21 protein-coding genes and 1 riboswitch are annotated in these 24,720 nt (G+C 62.8%); of the genes, 20 read left to right on the forward strand and 1 reads right to left on the reverse strand.

Annotated elements, in window-relative coordinates; translation table 11 throughout:
* Nucleotides 1–71: 71 nt before the first annotated feature.
* Entirely contained in the window at nucleotides 72–974 is a 903-nt protein-coding gene (locus HMPREF2779_RS03150) for an HNH endonuclease family protein (protein ID WP_070686970.1), read from the reverse strand.
* A gap of 346 nt (nucleotides 975–1,320) precedes the next feature.
* Between HMPREF2779_RS03150 and HMPREF2779_RS03155 the strand changes: the two genes are divergently transcribed.
* From HMPREF2779_RS03155 to trpC, 20 genes are all read left to right on the forward strand, one after another.
* Nucleotides 1,321–1,908, forward strand: a complete 588-nt coding sequence (locus HMPREF2779_RS03155) for a single-stranded DNA-binding protein (protein ID WP_070686968.1) — start codon at nucleotides 1,321–1,323, stop codon at nucleotides 1,906–1,908.
* Nucleotides 1,909–2,125: 217 nt separating this feature from the next.
* Nucleotides 2,126–2,473, forward strand: coding sequence for a 50S ribosomal protein L19 (gene rplS / locus HMPREF2779_RS03160; RefSeq protein ID WP_012903660.1), 348 nt, complete (start codon nucleotides 2,126–2,128; stop codon nucleotides 2,471–2,473).
* 209 nt (nucleotides 2,474–2,682) lie between these two features.
* Entirely contained in the window at nucleotides 2,683–3,840 is a 1,158-nt protein-coding gene (gene lepB / locus HMPREF2779_RS03165; RefSeq protein ID WP_105360812.1) for a signal peptidase I, read from the forward strand.
* A 12-nt stretch (nucleotides 3,841–3,852) separates the two neighbouring features.
* Nucleotides 3,853–4,668, forward strand: a complete 816-nt coding sequence (locus HMPREF2779_RS03170; protein WP_233992272.1) for a ribonuclease HII — start codon at nucleotides 3,853–3,855, stop codon at nucleotides 4,666–4,668.
* 98 nt (nucleotides 4,669–4,766) lie between these two features.
* Nucleotides 4,767–5,093, forward strand: coding sequence for a DUF2469 domain-containing protein (locus tag HMPREF2779_RS03175; protein WP_005506259.1), 327 nt, complete (start codon nucleotides 4,767–4,769; stop codon nucleotides 5,091–5,093).
* 317 nt (nucleotides 5,094–5,410) lie between these two features.
* Nucleotides 5,411–5,881: a YraN family protein gene (locus tag HMPREF2779_RS03180; RefSeq protein WP_083311235.1), complete on the forward strand. Its 471-nt coding sequence runs from the start codon at nucleotides 5,411–5,413 to the stop codon at nucleotides 5,879–5,881.
* On the forward strand, nucleotides 5,881–7,419 hold the full coding sequence (locus tag HMPREF2779_RS03185; RefSeq protein ID WP_105360813.1) for a YifB family Mg chelatase-like AAA ATPase: 1,539 nt from the start codon (nucleotides 5,881–5,883) through the stop codon (nucleotides 7,417–7,419). Before HMPREF2779_RS03180 ends, HMPREF2779_RS03185 begins: the two co-directional genes overlap by 1 nt.
* Before the next feature lie 78 nt (nucleotides 7,420–7,497).
* Nucleotides 7,498–9,312, forward strand: a complete 1,815-nt coding sequence (dprA, locus tag HMPREF2779_RS03190) for a DNA-processing protein DprA (RefSeq protein ID WP_105360814.1) — start codon at nucleotides 7,498–7,500, stop codon at nucleotides 9,310–9,312.
* A gap of 154 nt (nucleotides 9,313–9,466) precedes the next feature.
* Entirely contained in the window at nucleotides 9,467–10,600 is a 1,134-nt protein-coding gene (locus HMPREF2779_RS03195) for a tyrosine recombinase XerC (protein WP_105360815.1), read from the forward strand.
* 250 nt (nucleotides 10,601–10,850) lie between these two features.
* On the forward strand, nucleotides 10,851–11,750 hold the full coding sequence (locus tag HMPREF2779_RS03200; RefSeq protein ID WP_105360816.1) for an ACP S-malonyltransferase: 900 nt from the start codon (nucleotides 10,851–10,853) through the stop codon (nucleotides 11,748–11,750).
* Nucleotides 11,751–11,867: 117 nt separating this feature from the next.
* Complete coding sequence (locus HMPREF2779_RS03205; protein WP_070686957.1) at nucleotides 11,868–12,893, forward strand: beta-ketoacyl-ACP synthase III; 1,026 nt, start codon at nucleotides 11,868–11,870, stop codon at nucleotides 12,891–12,893.
* Between the two features lie 222 nt (nucleotides 12,894–13,115).
* Nucleotides 13,116–13,358 (forward strand): acyl carrier protein, encoded by a 243-nt coding sequence (locus tag HMPREF2779_RS03210; protein ID WP_005507475.1) that lies wholly within the window; start codon nucleotides 13,116–13,118, stop codon nucleotides 13,356–13,358.
* Nucleotides 13,359–13,627: 269 nt separating this feature from the next.
* Nucleotides 13,628–14,899 (forward strand): beta-ketoacyl-ACP synthase II, encoded by a 1,272-nt coding sequence (gene fabF, locus HMPREF2779_RS03215; protein WP_070686955.1) that lies wholly within the window; start codon nucleotides 13,628–13,630, stop codon nucleotides 14,897–14,899.
* 1,413 nt (nucleotides 14,900–16,312) lie between these two features.
* A riboswitch (FMN riboswitch) is annotated at nucleotides 16,313–16,510 on the forward strand.
* Nucleotides 16,511–16,882: 372 nt separating this feature from the next.
* On the forward strand, nucleotides 16,883–17,614 hold the full coding sequence (pnuC, locus tag HMPREF2779_RS03220) for a nicotinamide riboside transporter PnuC (protein ID WP_070686954.1): 732 nt from the start codon (nucleotides 16,883–16,885) through the stop codon (nucleotides 17,612–17,614).
* Nucleotides 17,615–18,925 carry a bifunctional diaminohydroxyphosphoribosylaminopyrimidine deaminase/5-amino-6-(5-phosphoribosylamino)uracil reductase RibD gene (gene ribD / locus HMPREF2779_RS03225; protein ID WP_105360817.1) on the forward strand — a complete coding sequence of 437 codons (1,311 nt, stop codon included), beginning with the start codon at nucleotides 17,615–17,617 and terminating at the stop codon, nucleotides 18,923–18,925. It abuts the gene before it with no gap.
* Between the two features lie 254 nt (nucleotides 18,926–19,179).
* Nucleotides 19,180–20,472: a 3,4-dihydroxy-2-butanone-4-phosphate synthase gene (gene ribB / locus HMPREF2779_RS03230; protein WP_070686951.1), complete on the forward strand. Its 1,293-nt coding sequence runs from the start codon at nucleotides 19,180–19,182 to the stop codon at nucleotides 20,470–20,472.
* A gap of 8 nt (nucleotides 20,473–20,480) precedes the next feature.
* Nucleotides 20,481–21,302 (forward strand): GTP cyclohydrolase II, encoded by an 822-nt coding sequence (gene ribA / locus HMPREF2779_RS03235; protein ID WP_105360818.1) that lies wholly within the window; start codon nucleotides 20,481–20,483, stop codon nucleotides 21,300–21,302.
* An 87-nt stretch (nucleotides 21,303–21,389) separates the two neighbouring features.
* On the forward strand, nucleotides 21,390–21,866 hold the full coding sequence (gene ribH, locus HMPREF2779_RS03240) for a 6,7-dimethyl-8-ribityllumazine synthase (RefSeq protein ID WP_005507468.1): 477 nt from the start codon (nucleotides 21,390–21,392) through the stop codon (nucleotides 21,864–21,866).
* A 297-nt stretch (nucleotides 21,867–22,163) separates the two neighbouring features.
* Entirely contained in the window at nucleotides 22,164–23,774 is a 1,611-nt protein-coding gene (locus HMPREF2779_RS03245) for an anthranilate synthase component I (protein WP_105360819.1), read from the forward strand.
* A 14-nt stretch (nucleotides 23,775–23,788) separates the two neighbouring features.
* Nucleotides 23,789–24,604, forward strand: a complete 816-nt coding sequence (trpC, locus tag HMPREF2779_RS03250; protein WP_070686943.1) for an indole-3-glycerol phosphate synthase TrpC — start codon at nucleotides 23,789–23,791, stop codon at nucleotides 24,602–24,604.
* Nucleotides 24,605–24,720 lie beyond the last annotated feature (116 nt).

Here is a 24,720-nt window from a genome sequence, read left to right on the forward strand (position 1 = left end):
AACTCAGGGTGCGGGGCGGTTTTTCTTTATGCTTTTTGCGTGCGTGCCGGGAAGCTACTTCTTGGTCGGGGCTACTTCTTAGTGGGGTTCGTGTCCTTGCAAGAGTTGAGGACGCGCTCCATAACCTTCTTCTCGTCCGCGGTCACCCACAGCTTGTACTTCGCCTTTACGTGCACCTGGCGTGCCACGTAGGTGCAGCGGTAGGCGGTGTTGCTCGGCAACCAGTCGGCGGCGTCCGCGTCGGACTTCTGTTGGTTTGCCGGGCCGTCTGCAGCGAGCAGGTTCTCCGGGTCGTTCGCCAGCTGGCGGCGCTGCTCTGCGGTCAAATCCTGCGCGCCGGTCTGCCATGCGTTCGAAAGGGCCACCACGTGGTCAATCTGCACAGCCGAGGAGGTCTTCTTGCCGCGCTTGAACTCGATGGTTTTGCCGGTGTACGGGTCGTTCAGAGTGCCACTAATCACGGTGCATGCGTGGGTCCTGACCTTGAAACGAACATTGGTCAGGTCGCGGCGCAGAATGTCGTCGCGGGTATTGCACTTGTTGCCGTCAACGTCATCCCAGGCGGGACCGAACTGATCACGAGAGTAGCCAGCCTTCGACGCGCGTTCCTTCACCTGCAGGGACGCCAGCTCGCTCTTCGCGGTCGCCAGATCCGGTGCGAGCGCAGTCGCGGGATCAACCGCCTTGTACGGGTTCTTGACCTCGGCGAGGGTTTCGGTGGCAACGGTGGTCTCTTCATCATCGGTGGTAGAAGAGGTGCTCTTATCGGTGCCGAGCAGCCCGTCCACGCCGTTCTTACTCACGTAGACCAGACCAATAATTAGCACGATTACGGCAAACACAGCGAGCAGACCGTAAATGAGGCGCTTCTTCTGCGGGTCCATAGAATCGGGCAGCTTGGGCAGGTTGCGTTGAATCCGCTGAAGATCCTGCAGCGTGGGCAGGTCGTTGCTGTTGATGGGCTTTTTGCTCACGGGTTCTCCAAGGCGGGTAGACGGGATGCGGCTGAGTGCACCGCATCATCAAGGATAGAGCGCGCGGAGCTGAAATAGTGAACTTGAGGGCAAAAATAGCCGCCCCGACGCTGAGATACCTATCACGATGCCGGATGGGGAGTGGTCGTCATATTTCTGCAGGGAGTGCGTTGCCCGTGGGCGATTTTTGAAAAAACGGGGTGAAAAGTTCAAAAACTCTATCCACAGGCGGTGCTCAAAACCGCAAAACGCGCGGTTATCCACAGAACCGGTAACCGCCGGGTGCAGGGTCGGCTCAGCCCTGGCAAGGTGAAGGAACCCACCCACTAGTTTCTAAGGAGAAACCATGAGCGACACCATCCTGATCCGCGGATTCACCGCCTCCGACCCGGCACTGAGCACCCTGCCCAACGGGGTGCCCGTCGTGAACTTTCGCCTCGCCAGCACCCCGCGCTGGCAGGACGCCACCGGCACCTGGAAAGAAGGCACCACCAACTGGTACACCGTGAAAGCCTACCGCCGCCTCGCGCAGAACATTGCCACCTCCATTGAGAAGGGGCAGCCGCTGGTCGTGAGTGGCCGCCAGCGCATTAGCCGCTGGAACCGCGAAGACGGCACGCAGGGCACTACCGTAGAGGTGGATGCCCTCGGCATCGGTCACGACCTGAACTACGGTACGAGCACCTTCGCCCGCACTGTGGAGAAGCGCACGGTCAATGAGGGCTCCATGCAGGGTACGCCTCAGCAGGGTATGCCGGGTGCGCCGTTGCAGGAGGCGCCTCAGCCGGGCATGTCTCAGTACACGCAGCAGTATGCTCCTGCGCATGCACCCCAGCAGAACACGGAGGCGCCGGGTATGACCGCTCCGGGTACTCCGGCACAGAACGGCGCATCCCAGGGCGGGGGAGCGCAGAGTGACGAACCCCCCTTCTAAAAGTGCTCCCCGGATGCTTGCATAAACGCGGGTGCATTGGGATAATGGATCATTGTGTTGACATCGGGCACGCCCCTGCCGCAGGGGGAAGAGCGACCAACGATGTCAACCTTCGGGCACCAATCCTGTCCGAAGCATGAAGTTTTCTGTCCCGCAGTGGGGCAGAGCAATCTGAGTCTATTTGACCTGCGGCAGATGACTCTGGAGATCTACAACTATGCAGACTCTTGACTTTCTCGACAAGAAGTCCCTCCGTGACGACATCCCCGCATTCGGCCCCGGTGACACCCTGAACGTTCACGTTAAGATCGTTGAAGGTAAGAACCACCGTATCCAGGTCTTCAAGGGCTTCGTCGTTGGCCGCCAGGGTGCAGGCGTTCGCGAGACCTTCACCGTCCGCAAGGTTTCCTTCGGCGTTGGTGTTGAGCGTACCTTCCCGGTTCACTCTCCCTCCATCGAGAAGATCGAGCTGGTGACCCGCGGTGACGTCCGTCGTGCAAAGCTGTACTACATGCGCGACCGCCACGGTAAGGCTGCTCGTATCCGCGAGAAGCGCGAGTTCTAATCTTTATAGATACAGAATTCTGTTGCAAACCGCTCCCCAACCGCATTCCGCGGGCAAGGAGCGGTTTTTGCATATTCTGAGACCCCGCTTTCTGAGAACCTTGCCGCTCTCAGAAAATAAAAGCCCAAGAGCGTAAACACTCTCGATACAATAGCTAGGTACCGTTTCACTCGAGCTAGGTATCTCTCAAACGAAAGGCTCACTCCAGCATGGCAGACGACAAGAACACTGCGAACACCAGCCCCTTCCCTGAGGGATACCAGCCTCAAAGCCGCCGCGAGCGCCGCGAAATGGAAGAATACTTCGCGCGCCTCGCCGCCGAAAAGGCTGCAGCTGAGAAGGCCTCGACCGAGAAGACCACCCCCTGGGAGGCATCCGCGGGCGCTACTGAGGCGACCGAAAGCGACACCAAGGGTGCATCTGAGCGCGATCACGAGGTGGTAGCTAGCGCCGAGGCGAGCGCCGCCTCCGCAGATGCAACCGCAAGCAGCACCGCCGCGACTTCTTCCGCAAAGGATGCGAAGAAGAGCGCTCCAGCGAAGAATACTGAGCGTGAAGAATCCGCCGATGAGGAGAGTGCCGTAGACATGGAAACCACCAAGGACTTCTCTGAAATGACCCCCAAGGAACGCCGCAAGGCAAAGCGCGCCGAACAGGCAGAGCTGACCTACTCCCAGGCGCAGGAAGAAGGCCGCCTCGGCGAATGGCTCTGGGTGCAGGCACGCGAGGGTGGCACCGTCATCCTGTACGCGCTGGTCATCGCATTCCTGGTCAAGACCTTCCTGCTGCGCGGTTTCTATATTCCCTCCGGCTCCATGGAGCAGACCCTGCAGGTTAACGACCGCGTGTTCATTAACGTGGCGGGCTCCTACTTTAGCGAGCCTAAGCGCGGCGACGTCATCGTCTTCAAGGACTCTCAGGGCTGGATTCCCTCCACCCAGAAGACCAGCAGCCCGCTCAAGGACGCCCTGTCCTTCGCGGGTATTCTGCCGGATACTTCCTCGAACTTCCTGGTCAAGCGCGTTATTGGCACCCCCGGTGACGTGGTCGAAAGCGACGGCACCGGCAAAATCAAGGTCAACGGCGTAGAAATTACCGAACCGTACCTGTACCCGGGCAACCCGCCCTCGGAGGTCCCCTTCAAGGTGACCGTGCCCGCCGGCAAGTACTTCGTGATGGGCGACCACCGCAGCAACTCCGCCGACTCCCGCTACCACATTAGCGACGGCACCGCGTTCATCTCCAAGGACGACGTGCAGGGTAACGTGTTCGTGGTGGCATGGCCGCTGAACCACTTCGGTCTGCTGCAGGATCAGAGCTCGGTGTTCTCCTCGATTCCCGCACCGTCCTCCACCCCGAGCGAGTAAGCGAGCGTGGCAATGACGGTGAGCGCCCAGAAGAGCGCAACGAAACCCGCTCAAGCTAAGCCCGCGAAGACAACCCCGCCAGCAGCCGACCTCGAGTACGAGCAGCAGCTCTTCGCCTCCGGTGCCCGCACGGTCGCCGGAATCGACGAGGTAGGCCGCGGCTCCATGGCGGGCCCGGTCACCGTGGGCGTCGCAATCCTCACCCCGGACGCCACCCTCGAGGTGGGTGGGCTGATCGATTCCAAGGCGCTCTCACCGGCACGCCGCGAATCCATGGTTCCCGAAATCCGCCAGTGGTGCGCCGTGGCGGTCGGGCACGTGGAACCGGCAGATATTGACCGGCTCGGTATGACCCTCTCGCTGAGGCTTGCCGCCCAGCGTGCGCTCGCCGAGCTGGCGCGCAGCGGATACCGTGCCGACGCCGCTCTGCTGGACGGCAAGCACGACTGGTTCACCCCTCCGCAGGAGGACCTGTTCAGTGCGCTGGCACCGGACCCAGCGCAGGCACACTACAACGAACTGCTCGCCCAGGCGTGGGAAGGCGCAGGTGAGCCCGCGCAGATGCCGGTGACCATGGTCATTAAGGGCGACTACAAGTGCGCCTCCATCGCCGCAGCATCGGTGGTCGCAAAGGTGGAACGTGACGAGCTGATGGTTCAGCTGGATACCCGCTACCCGGGGTACGGCTGGGCAAAGAACAAGGGCTACGGATCTGCCGCTCACCGCGAGGCGATTAGCGTGCAGGGCCCCAGCCCGCAGCATCGACTCTCATGGTCGCTTCCGGCGACCGCCGAGCAGATTGAGGCGGCTGCGGCACAGCGCGGCTAGAGTGCGTGGTGTTCCTGAAAACCGCGCCTTGGAAGCCTGCGAAAGCCTAACGTGCCACCGCTGAATTAGTACTACAAAAGCCCAGGAAAGGAAGAGTAGTGAGCGCAGAAGACCTCGAAAACTACGAGACCGACGCCCAAATGGCGCTCTACCGCGAATACAAAGACGTCATGTCGCTCTTTAGCTACGCGGTAGAAACCGACCGACGCTTCTACCTGGCAAACCAGGTGGACGTCACCCCGCACGTGCAGGACGGCACCCTCTACTTTGAGGTGAGCATGAGCGACGTGTGGGTGTGGGATGTATTCCGCTCCAACCGCTTTGTGAAGAAGGTGCACGCTTATTCGGTGCGTGACGTGAACGTGGAGGAGCGCCTGCCCAACCAGGAGTTCACCGTGCCGGAAATGCCGGACTTTAATGCCTAGCTTAAGCCCGATTCAACGCCTTGCCGGAGGTAAGCGCGGGTAGGCGCGCCGGTGCCGGGTGTCTGGAATGCGGCGGGACTGAGTGATGAAAGTGCGCGCAGAACCAGGCGGCGAACCTGCGTAAATATGACGCGTCGAATCGGCACCCGAGCGGCGTTTTTGAAAAATATGCCCCAAAATTTCAAATAACCGACTGTGGATAACCTCTAATTCCTTCTGGGAACCGAGGTTATCCACAGTTTTTCGTTAACCGCCTTCGGGCACGCGCGCGGCGGGCACAGTAGAAGCACTACCGCTATCTACCGGGGGAGAGACCCATGACAACAGCCCGAATAACAGCCCGCGCCGCAACCCGAGGCACACCCAACAGACCCCTGACTCCGCGAACCCAGCTCCAGCGAACCCAGCCCCGCGCCCACAGCGTCGGCAGGTGGGGCGAGGAGCTGACCGCCCGCATCCTGGAGACGAACGGCTACCGGATTCTGGAGAGGAATTGGCGACCGCCCGCCGGACTGGAACACGAACAGATCCGCGGCGAGCTCGACCTGATCGCCATTGACCCCGAGGACGAACTGGTTTTCGTTGAGGTCAAGACCCGCAGCAGCGAAGACTTCGGGCACCCGTTCGCGTCCATTGACCGCGATAAGGCGCGCCGCACGCGCTCGCTGGCGATTCTCTGGTGCAGGCTGCGCGAGAACCTGGATTTTCCGCGCTTTCGCATTGACGCAATTGCGGTGACCGGAACCTGCGAAACCTTCACCTTCGAGCATCTGAAGGCGGTGGCGTAATGGGATTCGCACGCACCTATTCCGTGGCGCTGGTTGGCTTGCGCGGGCACATTGTTGACGTCGAGGCTGACATCTCGCAGGGCCTGCCCGGCTTCGTACTGCTGGGGCTGCCCGATACCGCCCTCAACGAGTCTAAAGAGCGTGTGCGCTCCGCGGCGAAGAACACCGGCATCACCCTCACTCAGCACCGGCTCACCGTGAACCTAACCCCCGCGACCCTGCCCAAACGCGGCTCGGCGTTCGACCTAGCCATTGTGGTTGCGGCGCTGCAGGCGGAGAAGAAACTGCACCCCAGCGGCGATAGCGTCTTCCTGGGCGAGCTGGGACTGGACGGAACGTTACGCCCCGTGCCGGGCATCCTGCCCGCGGTCAAAGCCGCCGTGGATGCCGGACACCACCGCGTGATTGTGCCCGCCGAAAATGCTGAGGAGGCGGCGCTCATTCCCGGCGCGCAGGTGAGCGGTTTCCGCTGCCTGGCGGAGGTTTTTGCCGCACTCGGCGCTGAGAGCCAGAAGCTGACCTACCCGCCCGCCCCGCAGACGGAGGCGAGCGCCCCGGTGGCGAAACCGGCTGAAATTTCCTCGGATATGAGCGATGTCGCCGGTCAGTCACAGGGTCGTTTTGCCCTGGAAATTGCCGCTGCGGGTGGTCACCATATGCTGCTGACTGGCCCGCCCGGTTCGGGTAAAACCATGCTGGCGGAGCGCCTGCCGAGCATCCTGCCGACCCTCGACAACGATGCCGCGATGGAGGTGACCGCGATCCGTTCCCTCTGCTCGGCGGGGGAGCACCTGAGTGAGTTGGTGCGTCAGCCGCCGTTTGAGGCGCCGCATCATAGCGCCTCCGCGCCGGCGATTCTGGGTGGCGGCAGCGGCATTCCCCGCCCGGGCTGCGTGTCTAAAGCGCACCGCGGCGTGCTCTTTCTGGACGAGGCGCCGGAGTTCAAACGCACGGTGCTCGATTCACTCCGTCAGCCCCTGGAGTCGGGGACCGTGACCCTGGACCGTTCGAGCGCGTCGGCGACGTACCCGGCGCGTTTTCAGCTGATTCTGGCGGCGAACCCGTGCCCCTGCGGCATGAACGTGGGTACAGGTACGGAGTGCACGTGCGCTCCGCGTGAGCGTCGCGCCTATTTTGGGCGGCTGTCCGGTCCGCTGGTGGACCGCATTGACGTGAATGTGACGGTTCCGAAGGTGTCTTCCACGGAGCTTGCGGGCGGTCAGGTGAATGAGAGTTCGGCGCAGATTCGTGAGCGCGTCATGGCGGCGCGGCAGGCTCAGCGGGAGCGTCTGGAACCGTATGGGTTGAAGACGAATGCGGAGATGAACGGCAAGATTCTGCGCGGCCCGTTGCGTCTGGATGCGAAGCTCACCGGCGAGCTGAACGCCGCCGTGGATCGCGGAACGCTGACGGCTCGCGGCTACGACCGGGTGCTACGTATCGCCTGGACCCTCGCAGATTTGGAGGGCACCGCCTACCCGAGCCGGGAGCACCTGGATGTGGCGCTTTTTCTGCGGCAGCAGGGGCAATTGAAATAATGCGCCAGCTGAAATAGGGACAGTGAACATAGCGTGCCGGTTTATAGAACGAACCACTCACGAGAGGAGAATAACATCATGAGTGAGAAGAAGCTCAGAAAACGAGCTGAAGAGGCTGAATTGAAAGAAAATGGGCTGAGAGAAGCAGCGCCGGAAGACCGCGTGCAGGGAGAGCATGTGCCAGAAGCGAGCGTGCCTGAAGAGCAGGTGCGAGAGGAGCGCGTGGCGGAGGATTTTGTGCAGGGGGAACTGCAGATCCGCCTGTCAGGCCGCACCCTGGATGCCCACGCTCTGGTGTGTGAGAGGGTGGCGCATATCCTGTCGCTGGGGCAGGAACCCTCGCCGAGCCCGTATAACGCGGCGCGATTGCCGGGGTTCCTCGCCTCCTGCCTGAACCCGGTGTACTTAGATGACCTTGTGTACTTGGAAGAGAAGCACCTGGAAGAGATGAACCAGCAGGAGCATCAGGGCGAGCGCCCCGAGGCTCCGACGGGCACAGCCTCCAGCAGTTCTGACGCCGCGCCCCTGCTCAATCCTGCACCTCTGTTCAACCCCGCCCTCAGCGCGGAGCAGCTTGAGGCGGCGTGCCGCGAGTACATCCGCTGCTGCACCGCCCAGCTGATGCGCTACGCCGAACCCGCCGATGAGCTCGTGGTCGAATCCCTCACCACCCTGGGAGCGCCGCTGACCCTGCACTACCTGCTGACCGGGCACATCCCTGATGAGTACACCTGGGAGCACGGCGAACCGGATACGCAGCTGAGCGATTTTCTGCGTTCGGTGGATGCACCCGCGGAAGGGGAGTCCGCCCTGTTCTGTAGCGCGAATGGCTACTACACGCCGGGTGAGCATCAGATGAGCCGCGATAAGTTCAGCAAGGCGCTCGCAACCCGCCGCCTGCGCTGGAACCGCCGTATGGAACGCACCCTGAACGCGGAGGCGCACATAGCGGCAACCTGCGGGGCGTGGCTGGTCACTCCCGCCGATCCGCTGTGGCCGCCGCAGCTGAACGATTTGGGGCCCGCTCGACCGTACGGGCTGTGGTGCCGAGGCGATTCGCGGCACCTGCTGGATGTGGCGTCTGCCCCGAGCGTGGCGCTGGTCGGTTCGCGTGACCCGAGCATCTACGGTACGGAGGCGACGACCCACCTCGCCGCCGAGCTGGCACGCCGCGGGTACACGGTGATTTCTGGCGGTGCGATGGGCATCGATATTGCGGCGCATCGGGCGGCGCTGACCCAGCAGGGCAGCGACCTGCCGACCATCGCCTTCATGGCGGGCGGGCTGGACCGGCTCTACCCGGCGCAGAACTCGGATGCGCTGAACATGATTGTTGACCGCGGGCTCATCATGAGCGAGGTGAGCGTGGGCAACACCCCCACGCGCTGGCGTTTTCTGGAGCGTAACCGCCTGATTGCGGCGTTGGCGCGGCACACCATTGTGGTGGAGGCGCGCTGGCGTTCCGGTGCCCTGAACACGGCTCGTCACGCGATGGAGATTGGGCGTACCCTTTGGGCGGTTCCGGGGCAGATTAATTCGCCGAACTCGGTGGGCACGAACCGTCTGTTGCGCGATGGACTAGCGCAAACACTCACCGAGGCCACCGACATCCTCGAGTACGATGCCGCCGCGGGTTTCGAGCTGGGCACCGAGCACGAGAGCGAGTGGGATCAGGCGGCCTCCTCCAGCGCGCTGGATGAGCTGACCGAACGACAGGGGAGGGTCTGGGACGACTTGAGCCCGCGCTCCTACCGTGGCGTGGACGAGATTGCCGCAGCCCTCGGGCTGAGTGCTCGCGACGTGATGGCTGACCTGTTCCACCTGGGCCGTTGCGGTCTGGCGGAGAGCAGTGGAACGAGCTGGCGGAAGGTCCGCCCGGCTGTCGCTGCGTAGGGTTCTTCCTGATGACGGGGCGGCACGTGGAGAGCTCGGAACCTCTCTACAATTGGGGTAGGCTTGCGCGTACTGGCGCGGAGCCTACCCCGCCGCCCTATCGGCAGATGCGCGGAGAGAATGTCGAAAGACCGAAACCCGAAAGGAGGGACGCATGACCGACGCCCGCCAGCACGAAAACCAGACAGAAAACCAGGCAGAAAACCGAAGTGAGAACCGGGAAAATTACCGGGACGAGGCTCCCTCCACGACCCTGCCGGTGACCTATACCCGCAGCCTTGCCGCCGATCATCCCGGAACCCAAGCTGAGGGTTCAGGTTCTGCCTTACCAGGCTCTGCTCTACCCGAATCGGCGCTAGGTGTTTCCGGTGAGGTATTCCGCCCCGTCCTGGACCGTTTTGAGCGTTTTTTGCGCTATGAGAAGCACCGTTCCGAAGAGACGATTCGCTCGTATATCTCCGATTTGGAGGGCTTCTTCGGCTATATGGCGCGCCGCGGTGTGCGGCATCTGGACAGCATTGATGCGTCTCTGATTCGTGAGTGGTTGGGTTCGTTGCATCTGCGGCAGGCGGCTCGTTCTACAGTGGCGCGCCGCGGTTCGACCCTGCGCACGTTCTTCACCTGGGCTCAGGAGGAGGAGCTGGTGCACGCCAACCCGACCCGCGGTATGCGCACCCCCAAGCGGGAGAATCACCTGCCGCCGGTGCTCAGCCGTGAGCAGATGAACCAGCTGCTGACTACCCTGCAGGAGCGTCGGGCGCAGGATCCTCGGGATGCGCGCCTGCTGCGCCTCGAAGCTGTGGTTGAGGTGCTGTACGCCTCGGGCATGCGTATTTCTGAGCTGACCGGCCTGGATTTGCAGAGCGTGGACCGGGCGAATAAGACGGTGCGCGTGCTGGGTAAGGGCAATAAGGAACGCGTGGTGCCGCTGGGTACCCCGGCGCTTAAGGCGTTGAATCGTTGGGTGTCCTATGGTCGTCCGCAGTGGATTCCGGAAGGGTCCCAGGGCGTGACGGCGCTGTTTATTGGCCCTCGGGGCGGGCGTGCGAAGGCCCGTCAGATTCGTGAGGACCTGACCCGCCTGCTGCGCACGGTGGAGAATACTCAGGCGTCGGGTGCGCACGTTTTGCGTCATTCGGCGGCGACTCACCTGGTGGATGGTGGCGCCGATATTCGTTCGGTGCAGGAGCTTTTGGGGCATTCGTCGTTGGCGACCACGCAGATTTACACGCACGTGTCGATGAAGCGTCTGGCGGAGACGTACGCGCGGGCGCATCCGCGAGCATAGGGTGGCAACCCGAAAGTTAGCTGTCTCTCTATTTGAACCTTGCCCGTTCGGGTTGTACGAATAGGCAAGTTCAATCTAAGCTATACACTGTTCAATGTCTGCCTAAATATCCCGCGCAGCCCAAAGTTTCTGCACAGTGATGTTTATACAGGGCGGCTGAACAAGGTAGCATAGGTAACAGACTAACCGTGGTCTCCGTCTCTATAACGGCACCGCGTACGAGTACTAAAAACCAGAAAGGTCGCACCGCATGCGCGCACTCGTTTGCCCCGGACAGGGCTCCCAGAAGAAGGGCTTCCTGAGCCCCTGGCTCGAGATTGAAGGTGTGCGTGAGCACCTGGAACGACTCTCCGAAGCGGCAGGCATCGACCTGATTCACTACGGCACCGAAGCCGAAGAAGAAACCATCAAGGACACTGCAATCGCCCAGCCCCTCATCGTGGCTGCAGGCATCGTCACCGGCCGCCTCGCCCTGCGCGAACTCGACGGTGAAGAACTCATCTTCGCGGGTCACTCCGTCGGTGAAATCACCGCAGCAGCCCTCGCCGGTGTGCTCAGCGACAAAGACGCAATGTGTTTCGTGCGCGTGCGCGCCAACGGCATGGCGGAGGCGGCAGCTGCCTCCCCGACCGGCATGGCTGCAGTACTCGGCGGCGTTGAAGAAAACGTCCGCGAAGCCATCGACGCAGCAGGCCTCGTCGCAGCAAACTCCAACGGCGGCGGCCAGATCGTAGCCGCAGGCCCCATCCCCGCCATCGAAGCATTCGCCGCGAACCCGCCCGCACGCGCTCGCGTTATCCCCCTGAAGGTCGCTGGCGCATTCCACACCGAGGCAATGGCACCCGCCGTGCCCGCACTGGAGGAGTTCGCCGCATCCCTGCAGGTCTCCGACCCGACCTCCGCACTGCTGACCAACCGCGACGGTTCCGCTGTGGCATCCGGTGAAGAGTTCGTCAAGACCCTCGTCTCCCAGGTCACCAGCCCCGTCCGCTGGGACCTGTGCATGGCAACCCTGCTTGAGCGTGAGGTCGCCGGCATTATCGAGGTCGCCCCCGCAGGCACCCTGGTCGGCCTGGCAAAGCGCGCGATGCGCGGCGTGCCCGGCACCTCCATCAACACTCCCGAGGACCTCGCCTCGCTGAAGGGCTAAATGCCGGGGGAGAGCACCCCCGCCCACCCCGCACTGGGAACCCTTCACACTAGACATGCACTTTAGACCTGCGAGGCACACAGTGCCTTGCGAGCATCAGCACTAAGGATTGAATACGTGACTACCCTCAAGCAGTACGAAATCAACCGCTACTCCCGCATCCTCGGTTATGGCGCAGCCCGCGGCGAGGTCATCGTCCCCAACGACGACATCGTTGAGGCAATCGACTCCTCCGACGAGTGGATCAAGCAGCGCACCGGCATCGCAACCCGCCACCGCGCCAGCGAAAACCAGTCGGTAGCAGACCTTGCCATCGGTGCCGCCAAGGATGCTCTCGAAGCATCCGGCGTAACCGGTGAGGACATTGAGGCGGTCATCATCTCGACCATCTCGCACCCCTATGCAACCCCCTCCCTGGCAACCCTGGTCGCCGACGCAATCGGCTCCAAGTGCCCCGCATACGACATCTCCGCAGCGTGCGCAGGTTTCTGCTACGGCATCGCCCAGGCAGATGCCCTCGTCCGCGCGGGTACCGCAAAGCACGTGCTGGTCATCGGCGTTGAGAAGCTCTCCGACTTCATCGACAACACCGAACGCACCATCTCCTTCCTGCTCGGCGACGGCGCAGGCGCAGCAGTCGTAGGCGTCTCCGACGAACCTGGCATCGCCCCGACCGTATGGGGTTCGGACGGCTCCCGCTGGGGCACCGTCGGCATGACCCACTCCCTGCTGGACATCCGCAACCGCGACTTCGTCGCAAACCCCGTCGAAGAAAGCGAAAAGATCTGGCCCACCCTGCGTCAGGACGGCCCCTCCGTCTTCCGCTGGGCAGTATGGGAAATGGCGAAGGTCGCCAAGCAGGCACTCGAAACCGCCGGTATCACCCCCGACGAGCTCGGCGCGCTCATCCCGCACCAGGCAAACGCCCGCATCATTGACCAGATGGTCAAGACCCTCAAACTTCCCGACACGGTGGCAGTGGCACGCGACATCGTCGATGCCGGTAACACCTCCGCCGCATCGGTCCCCCTCGCCGCGCACCGCCTGCTCAAGGAGAACCCGGAACTCTCCGGCAAGTTCGCCCTGCAGATTGGTTTCGGTGCCGGCCTGGCATTCGCAGCTCAGGTAGTCGTCCTTCCCTAAGGAAAACCACTCTCTAAGGAAAACCACCAGAGCCCGATGCTCGCCCGCCCCTCACGACCGGCACAGCGCCGGTGCGCGAGAAAGAAAATAAAGCGGGAAAGCATCTCTACAAACTCCGAGTTGACGCATGCGTACACCACGCAGACACGATAAACTCGGTAATGCACGCGTACCCCCACCCGGCGGGTGCGATGACCATCGAAAAAACAAAGGAGCCCCTGAATGGCTAACAAGGAAGAGATCCTCGCAGGTCTGGCAGAGATTGTTAACGAAGAGACCGGCGTTGAGGTTGAGGACGTTCAGCTGGACAAGTCCTTCACCGAGGACCTGGACATCGACTCCATCTCGATGATGACCATCGTCGTGAACGCTGAGGAGAAGTTCGAGGTGACCATCCCGGACGAAGAGGTCAAGAACCTCAAGACCGTTGGCGACGCAGTCGAGTTCATCGCGAACGCTGCCTAAGCTATAACCAATAACGAGGCGGCGCGGGCTCTCACCGGCCCGCGCCGCATCGCTATTCACTCAGCTTTCAATCCAACACACCCCGGGAACACACAGTGGAATCCACAGTGCGGACCCCGCACGGAACACGCAGTGCGGAATACGCAGCGCGCAACGACAGCGCCTCTACCGCCTGAAAACGTGCACCGCTTACCCCCGGGCCCTACAGGTTTTTATCCACACACCACCGGATAAACCACCAAATCGACCACCGAAGAGAAAGTGCCACAATGTCTCGAAAAGTGCTGGTGACCGGCCTCGGCGCGACCACCCCCATTGGCGGCGACGTCCCCACCACCTGGGAAAACGCAACCAAGGGCGTATCTGGTGTATCCACCCTCGACTACCCCTGGGTCAAGGAATACGACCTGCCCGTATACATTGCAGGCCAGCTCGCCGTGCCTGCCCTCGAATCCGGCCGCCTCACCAAGGTAGAAGCAAAGCGCCTGGATCCCTCGGGCCAGCTCGCCCTCATCGCCGCACGCGAAGCATGGGAAGACGCAGGATTCTCCGGCCCCGACGCCGAATCCGCAGAAGAAGTCGACCCCGAACGCACCGGCGTAGCCTTCGGCACCGGTATCGGCGGCGTGTGGACCCTTCTCGACGCATGGGACACCCTCCGCGAAAAGGGCCCCCGCCGCGTCCTCCCTATGACCGTTCCCATGCTCATGCCCAACGGCAACGCAGCAGCCGTCTCCATGAACCTCAAGGCACGCGCCGCAGCACAGACCGTCGTCTCCGCATGCGCATCCTCCACCGAAGCCATGCAGCTCGGTGCTGAAATGATCCGCAGCGGCAAGGCAGACGTCGTCATCGTCGGCGGCGCCGAAGCAGCAATCCACCCGCTTCCCATGGCAGCATTCGCCAAGATGCAGGCACTCTCCTCCCGCAACGACGATCCCGAAAAGGCATCCCGCCCCTACGACGTCGACCGCGACGGCTTCGTCATGGGTGAAGGCGCAGCAGCGCTCATCCTCGAATCCGAAGAGCACGCCAAGGCACGCGGCGCCCGCGTCTACGCGGAACTGGCAGGCACCGGCGTATCTGCCGACTCCTACCACATCACCGCACCCGACCCCGCAGCACTCGGCGCAACCCGCGCACTGCGCGAAGCCCTCGAAGACGGCAACATCAACCCGAAGACCGTCGTGCACATCAACGCGCACGCCACCAGCACCCCCGCCGGTGACCTGCCCGAAGCAACCGCAATGCACGAAACCTTCGGCGAACACACCAAGAACATTGCCGTCTCCGCAACCAAGTCCATGACCGGCCACCTGCTCGGCGGCGCGGGCGCACTCGAAGCCGTACTCACCGTACTGGCACTGCACCACCGCACCGCACCCTGCACCATCAACCTGGACAACAAGGACCCCCAGATTGACCTGGATGTGGTGACCGAGGCACGCGAGCTGCCCGCCGGTGAGATTGTGGCACTGTCGAACTCCTTCGGTTTCGGTGGTCACAACGCGGTTGTAGCATTCCGCTCAGTAGAGGACTAAAACTCTTCGACAGCCTTATAGGTAAGGGTACGTCGGACAATGCTAGCGGGGGAGTGCCTCCTCTTCAGCGCCTCTAATCCTCAAATAGCCCAGCCGCCTTGAGGAGGGAGCCCCGTCGCATTCCCGACCGCGCCCTCTGTAGGTTAGAAATAAACAGGGTCGCCTGCGATAGACATCTATCGTAGGCGACCCTGTTTGCGTATGAAGTTTTACCCGTGGGTTAGTTGTTTGGAGAGGTTGTATCGGTTCACGCTTGCGGGGGGAGTGAGGCTTCCGTGGGTTAGTTGTTTGGAGAGGTTGTACCGGACGCTGCTCGCGGGGGAGTGCCCCCTCTTCAGCGCCTGGGGGCGCTTCGAGGACGGAGCCCCTGCTTCGCGTGTCCGGTACGCCCTCGAGGTCGCCTACCCCTCGGATTGGTGATAGAAGGGGCTGGTAGGTGGTTAGCTTCTCGGGCTAGATCGCCTCAGTCTGGGGTATATGAGGATGGTCTGGGGCTGAGTTTCGTGCGCAGCTTGCCCGAGTTTGGGGTGGGCAAGGTTTTACAGGTTAAAAACGGGTGGCGTATCCGCTCCGGCACTGCGAATACGCCACCCAAACACACCACACTCCACAAGACAATGCAGAGCGCGCGGAATCAACCATCCCGCAAGGTTCCCGTAACCTCCATCGCGCACCACGGTAGGCGACGACAGAAGAACGGGAGCTTATGACCGTTTGACACGCACAACGCCCCCTCGTACAGGCATACAAAGGCGCACGCCATGCGATCTTCCGGAAGTTTATTCGGAAGAGCTCCCACGCCGGTTCCGTTGAGAAAACAATTCGGTGTGGTTGCCTCCCGATGGTGAAGCACATCAACATCGTGTGCCGCAATACTGCGCAATCCAGTACGCGCAGATGTTGCATGAAAACTATCCAAAGAATGCAGTCCACGGGCCAGTTTTCCAGCTTCAAATGGCAGAAGCTTAAGGGTTTGATGTGAGTGCTCGGATGGTCCGAATCATGTCGCTCTCAACGAACCGGTTTATCGGTGATGGGAGCTCCTGTAGATAAGAATAACCTTAAATAACCCCTGGAGTAAACCTTAAACCAATAATTTAACCTTATTGTTATAATTCCTTGTCATAAAGGTATTGACGGGTGTTCAATGTGCTCTGAGTAGCCCCCTGGAGGCCCTCATAACTCTTTGGTCTGTTTGGCACTCTCCACCGTTATGAAACCGTGATAAATCATTCCCGAAAGTTGAGGAATCGGGTTTCAAAACGGTTCCGCGAGTGGCTGCCGCAAGGGCTTGTTGAGAGGGGCTTGAAAACGCACTGAGAGTACAGTCATAAAACGTCATCTTGTCACGGAAGTTATCCCAGAGAAAACAAATTAAACCCCCGGCGTGCGCTGTGGCATAATCAGTATCAACATCGTGCTCCGGGGTCGGTGAAATTCCGAACCGGCGGTCACAGCCCGCGAACCGCTCTCGCAGGCAGGCAAAAATCGTACGAATCTTCGCATCCGCACAGGATGCAAGACTCCGCTAGAGAAGCCCGCCTGCAAGAGAGGCCGAACCGGTGAAAATCCGGTGCCGACAGTACAGTCTGGATGGAAGGTAGCACGAGCAGAAAAAGGCAGGAGCGCACTCCGCCGCACCTCCCGAAAACCGGGATAGTGTGCTGGGTGCACCGACGCGGTTGCTTGAGAAAACTGTTGCTAGAAAAACTGTTACTTGAGAGCACGGCGGTTTTCTGCAAGACGGCTTTTTGCGAGACAGGGGAAATGCACCTTTCGTAGGTGCCGGTACGTTATTCCCCTCGACCGCAGCCGCTGGTTTCAGCTACGATTGGCTGATTCGCTGCTCCCGCCTCACCACGGATACCGGGCACTCCATAAGATGCCCGCGTAGCCGCCCTTTTCTGTTCCTCTCCCCGGAGCCGCCGCAGATGCGCACCCAGCGCATCCGACACACGGTCCAACTCAGAGAGGAAAGAAACAATGGACATCTTGCGGTGGCTCTTCGACGCACAAATTCACGTGGGGAATCAGTCCCTCCTCGTGCGCGAAGTTCTCGGAAACGCATTCGGCCTGGCATCGGCGCTCGGCGGCATGCGACGCAAAGTATGGGCGTGGCCCGTCGGCATTCTCGGCAACCTGCTGCTCCTCACCGTCTTCCTGGGCGCCCTCGTCGGCAGCCCGCACCCCGTCACCATGCTCGGCCAGGCAGGCCGCCAAATCATGTTTATTGCCGTGTCCATCTGGGGCTGGCATCGTTGGCACGCCACCCGCGCCGCCGGTGGTGACGCCTCCGAAGGTGCCGCAGTGATCCCCAAGTGGGCTACCAACACCGAACGCGCAGGCCTGGTTGTCGCCATGGTTGCAGGCACACTGCTGCTCACCCCCATCTTCCGTGCCCTCGGCTCCTACGAACCCGTCTGGTCCGACACCTGGATCTTCACCGGCTCGCTGCTCGCCACCTACGGCATGGCGCGCGGCTGGGTTGAATTCTGGCTCATCTGGGTTGCCGTCGACCTGGTCGGCGTGCCGCTGCTGTGGAGCGCAGGCTACTACGCAACCTCCTTCATGTACGTGTTCTACGGATGCTTCACCCTGGTCGGATTCTTCGTCTGGTGGCGCACCCGCAACCTGGAGGCGCAGAAGACCCAGGTACAGACCCAGTTCCCCGACGTGACCGTTGAGGTAACCGACGTGCAGAAGGGCCGTGCATAAATGCCGCAGAACCCCTCGTTGAAGGTGCTGGCGAGCGCGCACCTGCCCGTAACCGTCACCCCGAGCGTATCTTCGCCGCGCAACGATGCGGACTACTCCGCCGCAGAGTACGGTCACCTCGCCGGGCTGCCCGCCGCACGCACCCTCCAGCTGCCCGACCCCGAGCAGACGCTCAGCCACGCAGAGGCCATGACCCTGGCACTGCAGGCGGCACGCCAGGGTATCCGTGGCGCGAACCCCCTCGTCGGCGCCGTCATCACTGACGCGCACGGGCACCTGCTGCACGTGGGCTACCACCGAGGCGCAGGCACCCCGCACGCCGAAGCCGACGCACTCGCCGCCGCCCGCGCCGCTGGAACCGACCTCACCGACGCCCGCATGTACGTGAGCCTCGAGCCCTGCAACCATACCGGACGCACCGGCCCCTGCTCCCACGCCGTCGCCGAGGCGGGCATCAGCGAACTCTACTACGCCTACAGCGACGACACCGAAAACGCCGCCGGAGGCGCCGCCTACCTGCGCTCGCAGGGCGTCACCGTGCACGCCATGGAGGAGTTCGCGAACGCCTCCTACCTGCTGAACGAGCGCTGGTTCATTGCCGCCGCCGAACGCCGACCCTTCATTACCGCAAAGAGCGCCTCCACCCTGGACGGGTTCATTGCGGCAGGTGACGGCACGAGCAAGTGGATTACCGGTCCCGCCGCGCGCATTGACGGGCACCTGATTCGTCACCGCGCCGACGCCGTCATGATTGGCACCCGCACCACCCTCATGGACGACCCGACCCTGGACGCGCGCGACGCCAACGGGGAACGCTTCGAGAATCAGCCGCTGCGCGTGGTCATGGGCAAAACCGAGATTACCGAGAACTACCGCGTGCGCGGCCTCAACCCGCCCGAAGGCGTGGAGGCGGATCCGCAGAACTTCCTGCAGGTCTTCACCCATGACCCGCGCGAACTGCTCGATGAGCTGTACGCTCGCGGGGTGCGGCACCTCATGATTGAGGGCGGCCCCGGCATGGTTGGCCTCTTCGCCGGTGAAGACCTCATCGATGAGATGGTCTGGTACCGCGCCCCGATGATCATGGGGCAGGGTAAGAGCGCCGTGTACCGTCTGCTCGTAGATACCCTCGCGCAGGCACCGCGCCTGCAACTGGACGACCTGGGCATGTTCCCGGCGGTGCGCGTGCTCGGCAATGACACCGCAACGCACCTGGTGCCGGCACCTCGCGGAACGGCGCAGGAACCGGGTGAGCGGCGTACCCTGCCGAAGCTGGACGCCTGCCACGCGCCCGAACCGAGGCTGGACTAGTCGCGGCTGGACTAGCCTCCGCTTGGGCTAGTCTCCCTTGGGTTGAGCGCGGGCGGGGGAGTAGCACCTCAAGGAACCCCCGCCTGTCTGCGCCCGGCTAATTCATGCCGGCTGGTTCGCATACTGGCACAAAAGCTCCCCGTCACGGGGAATATTCGAAAAATACGTATAGTTATACCGACGAACAAACCATCGCCGCCCGTCGCCCTCAACGACGACGCCCCGGCGGACACGGCGAGAAAAGGAAAGCACACATGTTTACCGGAATTATTGGCGCCCTCGGCACCGTAGAATCCATCACCCCCATCGAAGGTAGCGACGCAGCCTACCTGACCCTCAACGCCGGTGACATCGTCGCCGACCTCGAACACGGTGGCTCCCTCGCCGTCAACGGTGTATGCCTCACCGCTATCGACCTCGACCAGTTGCAGCCCGGCCAGTTCCGCGCCTACGCGATGGGTGAGACTCTGCGCCGCACCAACCTCGGCAACCTGAACCCCGGCGACACCGTCAACCTGGAGCGCTGCCTACCCGCCGGTGGCCGCCTCGACGGTCACGTCGTGCAGGGTCACGTGGATGCGGTTGGTACCCTCGCATCCGTCACCGCGCACGAGGCGTGGAGCACCCTGCGTTTCAACCTGCCCACCGAACTGGCACCCCTGCTCGCTGAGAAGGGCTCCATCGCTGTTTCTGGCGTGTCCCTGACCGTCACCGCCGTTTCTGAGCCCGGCGAAACCCCCGCATGGTTCGAGGTCGGCCTGATCCCCGAAACCCTGAAGGCAACCAACCTCGGCGCCCTCAAGGTTGGCGACAGCGTGAACCTTGAGACCGATGCGCTCGCTAAGTACGTGCAGCGTCTGACCGCGTTCGCAGGCGTGCCCCAGGCTGACTCTGCACACTCCGGTGAGCAGGTTGCGCCGCGTCGCGCCGACGCCGCAAGCGTCCTCGACAGCGTGCAGACCGCAGTGGACGCTATCGCAGCAGGTCGCGCCGTGGTCGTCGTCGACGACGAAGACCGCGAAAACGAAGGCGACATCATCTTCGCCGCCGAGCGCGCAACCCCCGAGCTGATGGGCTTCATGATCCGCTACACCTCCGGCGTGGTCTGCGCACCCTTGAGCAACAAGCGTGCCGACGAGATGAACCTGCCGCCCATGGTAACCAACAACGAGGACCCCAAGGGCACCGCATACACCGTCTCCTGCGATGCGGCATCCGGCGTGAGCACCGGCATTTCCGCGGCAGATCGCGCACGCACCGTGCAGATCCTCGCGGATGCATCCTCGACCCCGGCGGACATCACCCGCCCCGGCCACATCTTCCCGCTGCGCGCCGTTGACGGCGGCGTGGCGGAGCGCCCCGGCCACACCGAAGCCGCAGTGGAACTCTCCCTCGCGGCGGGCCTTTCCGGCGTGGGCGTTATCGCCGAGGTCGTGCACGACGACGGCTCCATGATGCGTTTCGACGCACTGCGCGCCTTCGCAACCGAGCACAACCTGCCCATGATCTCTATCGAAGACCTCATCAAGTACGTAGCTAAGGCGTAGGAGAACGCATGAGCGAAACCCCTAACCCCCAGGCAACGCCGGGCACCCCCGCAGAGCTGAGCACCCCCGCGGCTGTCACCTTGGCAGAGCCGGGCGCCCTGGCCGAGCCGGTTGAGGCGCAGGCTGAAGAGCTCAGCGCCGAATCACTGCGCATCGCCTCCGAGCTTGCTGAAGGCTACCAACTCAGCCCCCTCGACATGGTGCCCAACCCCAGCCCGCTGCTGGTCGAAAGCACCGAAGAGGTTGCCGTACCCACCCCGCAGGGCCTGTTCGGTCTGCGCGCCTGGCGATTTGCGGACGGTGCCGAACACATCAGTGCCCGCGCCCTCGACCGTGACGGCACCCCCGTACCCGCCGAGGACGGGGGAGCGCCCGCGGTACGCATCCACTCCGAATGCGCCACCGGCGATATCTTCGGTTCCTTCCGATGCGATTGCGGCCCCCAGCTGGAGAACGGCCTGCGCATCATTGGCCGCACCGGCGGGTACCTCATCTACGTGCGCAACCACGAAGGACGCGGCATCGGCCTGGTCAACAAGCTCCGCGCCTACGCGCTGCAGGATGCCGGGCTCGACACCCTCGACGCGAACCTGGCGCTCGGCCTGGACGGCGACATGCGCGACTACTCGCAGGCGGCGCTGATCCTGCAGGAACTCGGCGTGAACGAGCTGAGGCTCGTGACCAACAACCCCGCCAAGCAGGAGGCGCTCGAAAGCCTCGGCCTGCAGGTCACCGAACTCATCCCGGACGAAATTCCCGCCCGAGTCGAGAACGCCCACTACTTGCAGACCAAGCGTGAGCGCATGCGCCACGTGCTCAAAAGCGCGTAGCGGCACAGAGTAGAAACCCCGCAGATAGCCCGCGGAACCCCTGCACACTAAACTTTTCAAAAACCCACAACCCACAAGGAGAACACAATGAGCGGCGTAGGCGCAGCAGACACCACCCTCAACCCCGAAGACTACAAGGGCTTCAAGCTCGCAATCGTAGCGGCAAGCTGGCACACCCAGGTCATGGACGGCCTCATCGACGGTGCGCAGCGTGCAGCACGCGACGCAGGCATCGAGCCGACCCTCGTGCGCGTTCCCGGCACCTTCGAGCTGCCCGTCGTAGCAACCCGCCTCGCTGAGAAGTTCGACGCAATTGTCGCGCTCGGCGTGGTCATCCGCGGCGGCACCCCCCACTTCGACTACGTCTGCCAGGGCGCAACCAACGGCCTGACCGACGTGTCCGTGCTGACCGGCCGCCCCATCGGCTTCGGCGTGCTCACCTGCGACAACGAGCAGCAGGCACTCGACCGTGCAGGCCTGGAAGGCTCCAACGAAGACAAGGGCTACGAGGCGACCGCAGCGGCACTGCAGACCGCAGCAACCCTCAAGCAGTTCAGCAACTAACACGGCTGAACGGTACGCGGCTCAGTTTCACGAAGAGAACTATTGAATCTTCACCGTGGAACTGTGCCGCAGCACCGGTTAAACTGAAACAACGCGCGCACCGGGCTTACCGGGATTTATCAGGCATTATCGGGCGTCTATGGATCTGGCAAGTATGCGCCAGAGAGATACACACCGGCATATATGTCCCGGTACCCCATGTACCGGTAAAACCGCATGCACCGGTAAAACCCCGCGCGGCAGCTAAGGGACACAGCGCACCGACGCGCTCCCAACCCAACACCAAGGAGTACAGCAATGCAGGATTTGGGCACCATCACCCCCAGCCTCGAAGAATTCCGCGCCCGCGCAGCCGGCACCCGCGTCATTCCCGTACACATCAAAATCCTCGCCGACTCACTCACCCCCATCGGCATCTACCGATCCCTCGTACTCCAAAACGACCAGGGCGAACCCGTCGACGCAGCCCACGGCACCTTCCTGCTCGAATCCGCCAAAATCTCCGCAGAAGGCGAATCCGCAGCCTGGGACCGCTACTCCTTCATCGGCGCATCCTCTCGCTCCACCCTCACCACCGTTGACGGCGCAGTCCACTGGCAGGGCCGCACCCCCGCCGGCGCACCCGTCGACGGCGACCCCGTAGAAGCCATCGCAAAGACCCTGCAGATGCTCTACACCGAACCCGACCCGACCCTGCCGCCGCTCACCTCCGGCCTGGTCGGCTACCTCGGCTGGGACGTTGTGCGCCACTGGGAGCACCTGCCCTTCCCGCCCGCCGATGACGTGAACCTGCCCGAATTCGCACTCAACATGGTCTCCGACATGGCAATTCACGACAACAAGGACGGCACCGTCCTGCTCGTCGCCAACGCCATCAACTTCAACGGCACCAGCGAAAACGTCGACGGCGCCTACGAGGATGCCGTTGCGCGCCTGCACAGCATGCTCCGCCGCTTGCAGCGCGGCGCCACCGCAACCACCTCCATTCTCTCCGGCGTGGCTGACGTTGACCGTAAGGTCCGCGAAGACGTCACCCTCACCTGGAGCGAACAGGGCTTCAAGGACGCCATCGACCGCTCCAAGAAGAACATCATCGACGGCGACGTCTTCCAGATCGTGCTCTCACGCCGATTCGAAGCCGAAACCAACGCCAAGCCCCTCGACGTGTACCGTGTACTGCGCCAGTCCAACCCCTCGCCGTACATGTACCTCTTCAACTTTGAAGACAGCAACGGCATCCCCTTCCACATCGTTGGTTCCTCACCGGAGGCGCTCGTCACCCTCAAGGACGGCATCGCCAGCACCCACCCCATCGCCGGTTCCCGCCCGCGCGGCGCAACCCGCGAAGAAGACCTCGCACTCGCCGAGGAACTGCTCGCCGACGAAAAGGAACGCTCCGAACACCTCATGCTCGTCGATCTGGCACGCAACGACCTCTCACGCATCGCCAAGCCCGGCACCGTATCCGTCGACCAGTTCATGATCATTGAGCGTTTCAGCCACATCATGCACATTTCCTCCGCCGTCAGCGCCGAACTCGACCCGCAGTTCAGCGCCTACGACGTGCTGCGTGTCGCCTTCCCGGCGGGCACCCTCTCCGGCGCGCCCAAGCCGCGCGCCATGCAGCTCATCGACGAATACGAACCCACCCGCCGCGGCGTCTACGGCGGCGTATGCGGCTACTTCGACTTCGCCGGCAACATGGACATGGCAATCGCCATCCGCACCGCCGTCCTCAAGGAAGGCACCGCCTACGTACAGGCAGGTGCGGGCCTCGTCATGGACTCCAACCCGGACTCCGAAACCCTCGAAACCGTCAACAAGTCCGCCGCCCCGCTGCGCGCCGTGCTGACCGCCTCCGGCCTGGCACCCCTGGACGCAGACGCAGCCGTCAACGCCACCAAGTAACCCAAGGAGACACCATGAGCACCGTTCTCGACGAGATTATTGTCGGCGTCCGCGAAGACCTCGCCGCCCGCGTACAGCAGGTTTCCCTCGAAGAAATGAAGAAGCGCGCCCTCGCAGCTGCACCTGCCCGCGACGCACTCGCCTCCCTACGCGGTGAGGTACCCGGCGGCGGCAACGGTACGACCGCACGCATTATCTCCGAGGTGAAGCGCTCCTCACCGTCCAAGGGCGCGCTCGGCGAAATCCCCGACCCCGCCGCGCTCGCCGCACGCTACGAGGCAGGTGGCGCCGCAGCGATCTCGGTACTCACCGAACAGCGCCGCTTCAACGGCTCCCTCGCCGACCTGGACGCTGTGCGCGCCGCGGTGAACATCCCCGTCCTGCGCAAGGACTTCACCGTCGACGAGTACCAGATTTGGGAGGCCCGCGCACACGGCGCTGACCTGGTGCTACTGATTGTGGCGGCCCTTGACGAGCAGACCCTGCGCGAGTTCCTGGAGCTCACCGAGTCGCTTGGCATGAACGCCCTCGTCGAGACCCACACCCCCGAAGAAATCGAGGTCGCCCAGCGCATCGGCGCCAAAATCGTCGGCATCAACGTGCGTAACCTCAAGACCCTCGAAGTCAACAACGAACACTACGCATCCCTCGCAGCGCACCTACTCAACTCTGTCATCAAGGTTGCCGAATCAGGTGTCGCCAGCATCGAAGACGTACGCGCCTACGCCGGCGCCAGTGCGGATGCGGTCCTCATCGGTGAAGCACTGGTACGCTCCGGCGACCCGGAAGGTACCGTGCGTGAATTCTCCAAGGTGCCTGTGACCCGATAAGGGTTGCTAAGAGATGGCGTATCGGACGCCGCTCGCGGGGGAGTGCCCCCTCTTCAGCGCCTGGGGGCGCTTCGAGGACGGAGCCCCCGCTTCGCGTGTCCGGTACGCCCTCTAGG

It is taken from the genome of Rothia sp. HMSC069C03 (assembly GCF_001811075.1).
In the GTDB taxonomy this organism is placed as follows: Bacteria; Actinomycetota; Actinomycetes; order Actinomycetales; family Micrococcaceae; genus Rothia; species Rothia mucilaginosa.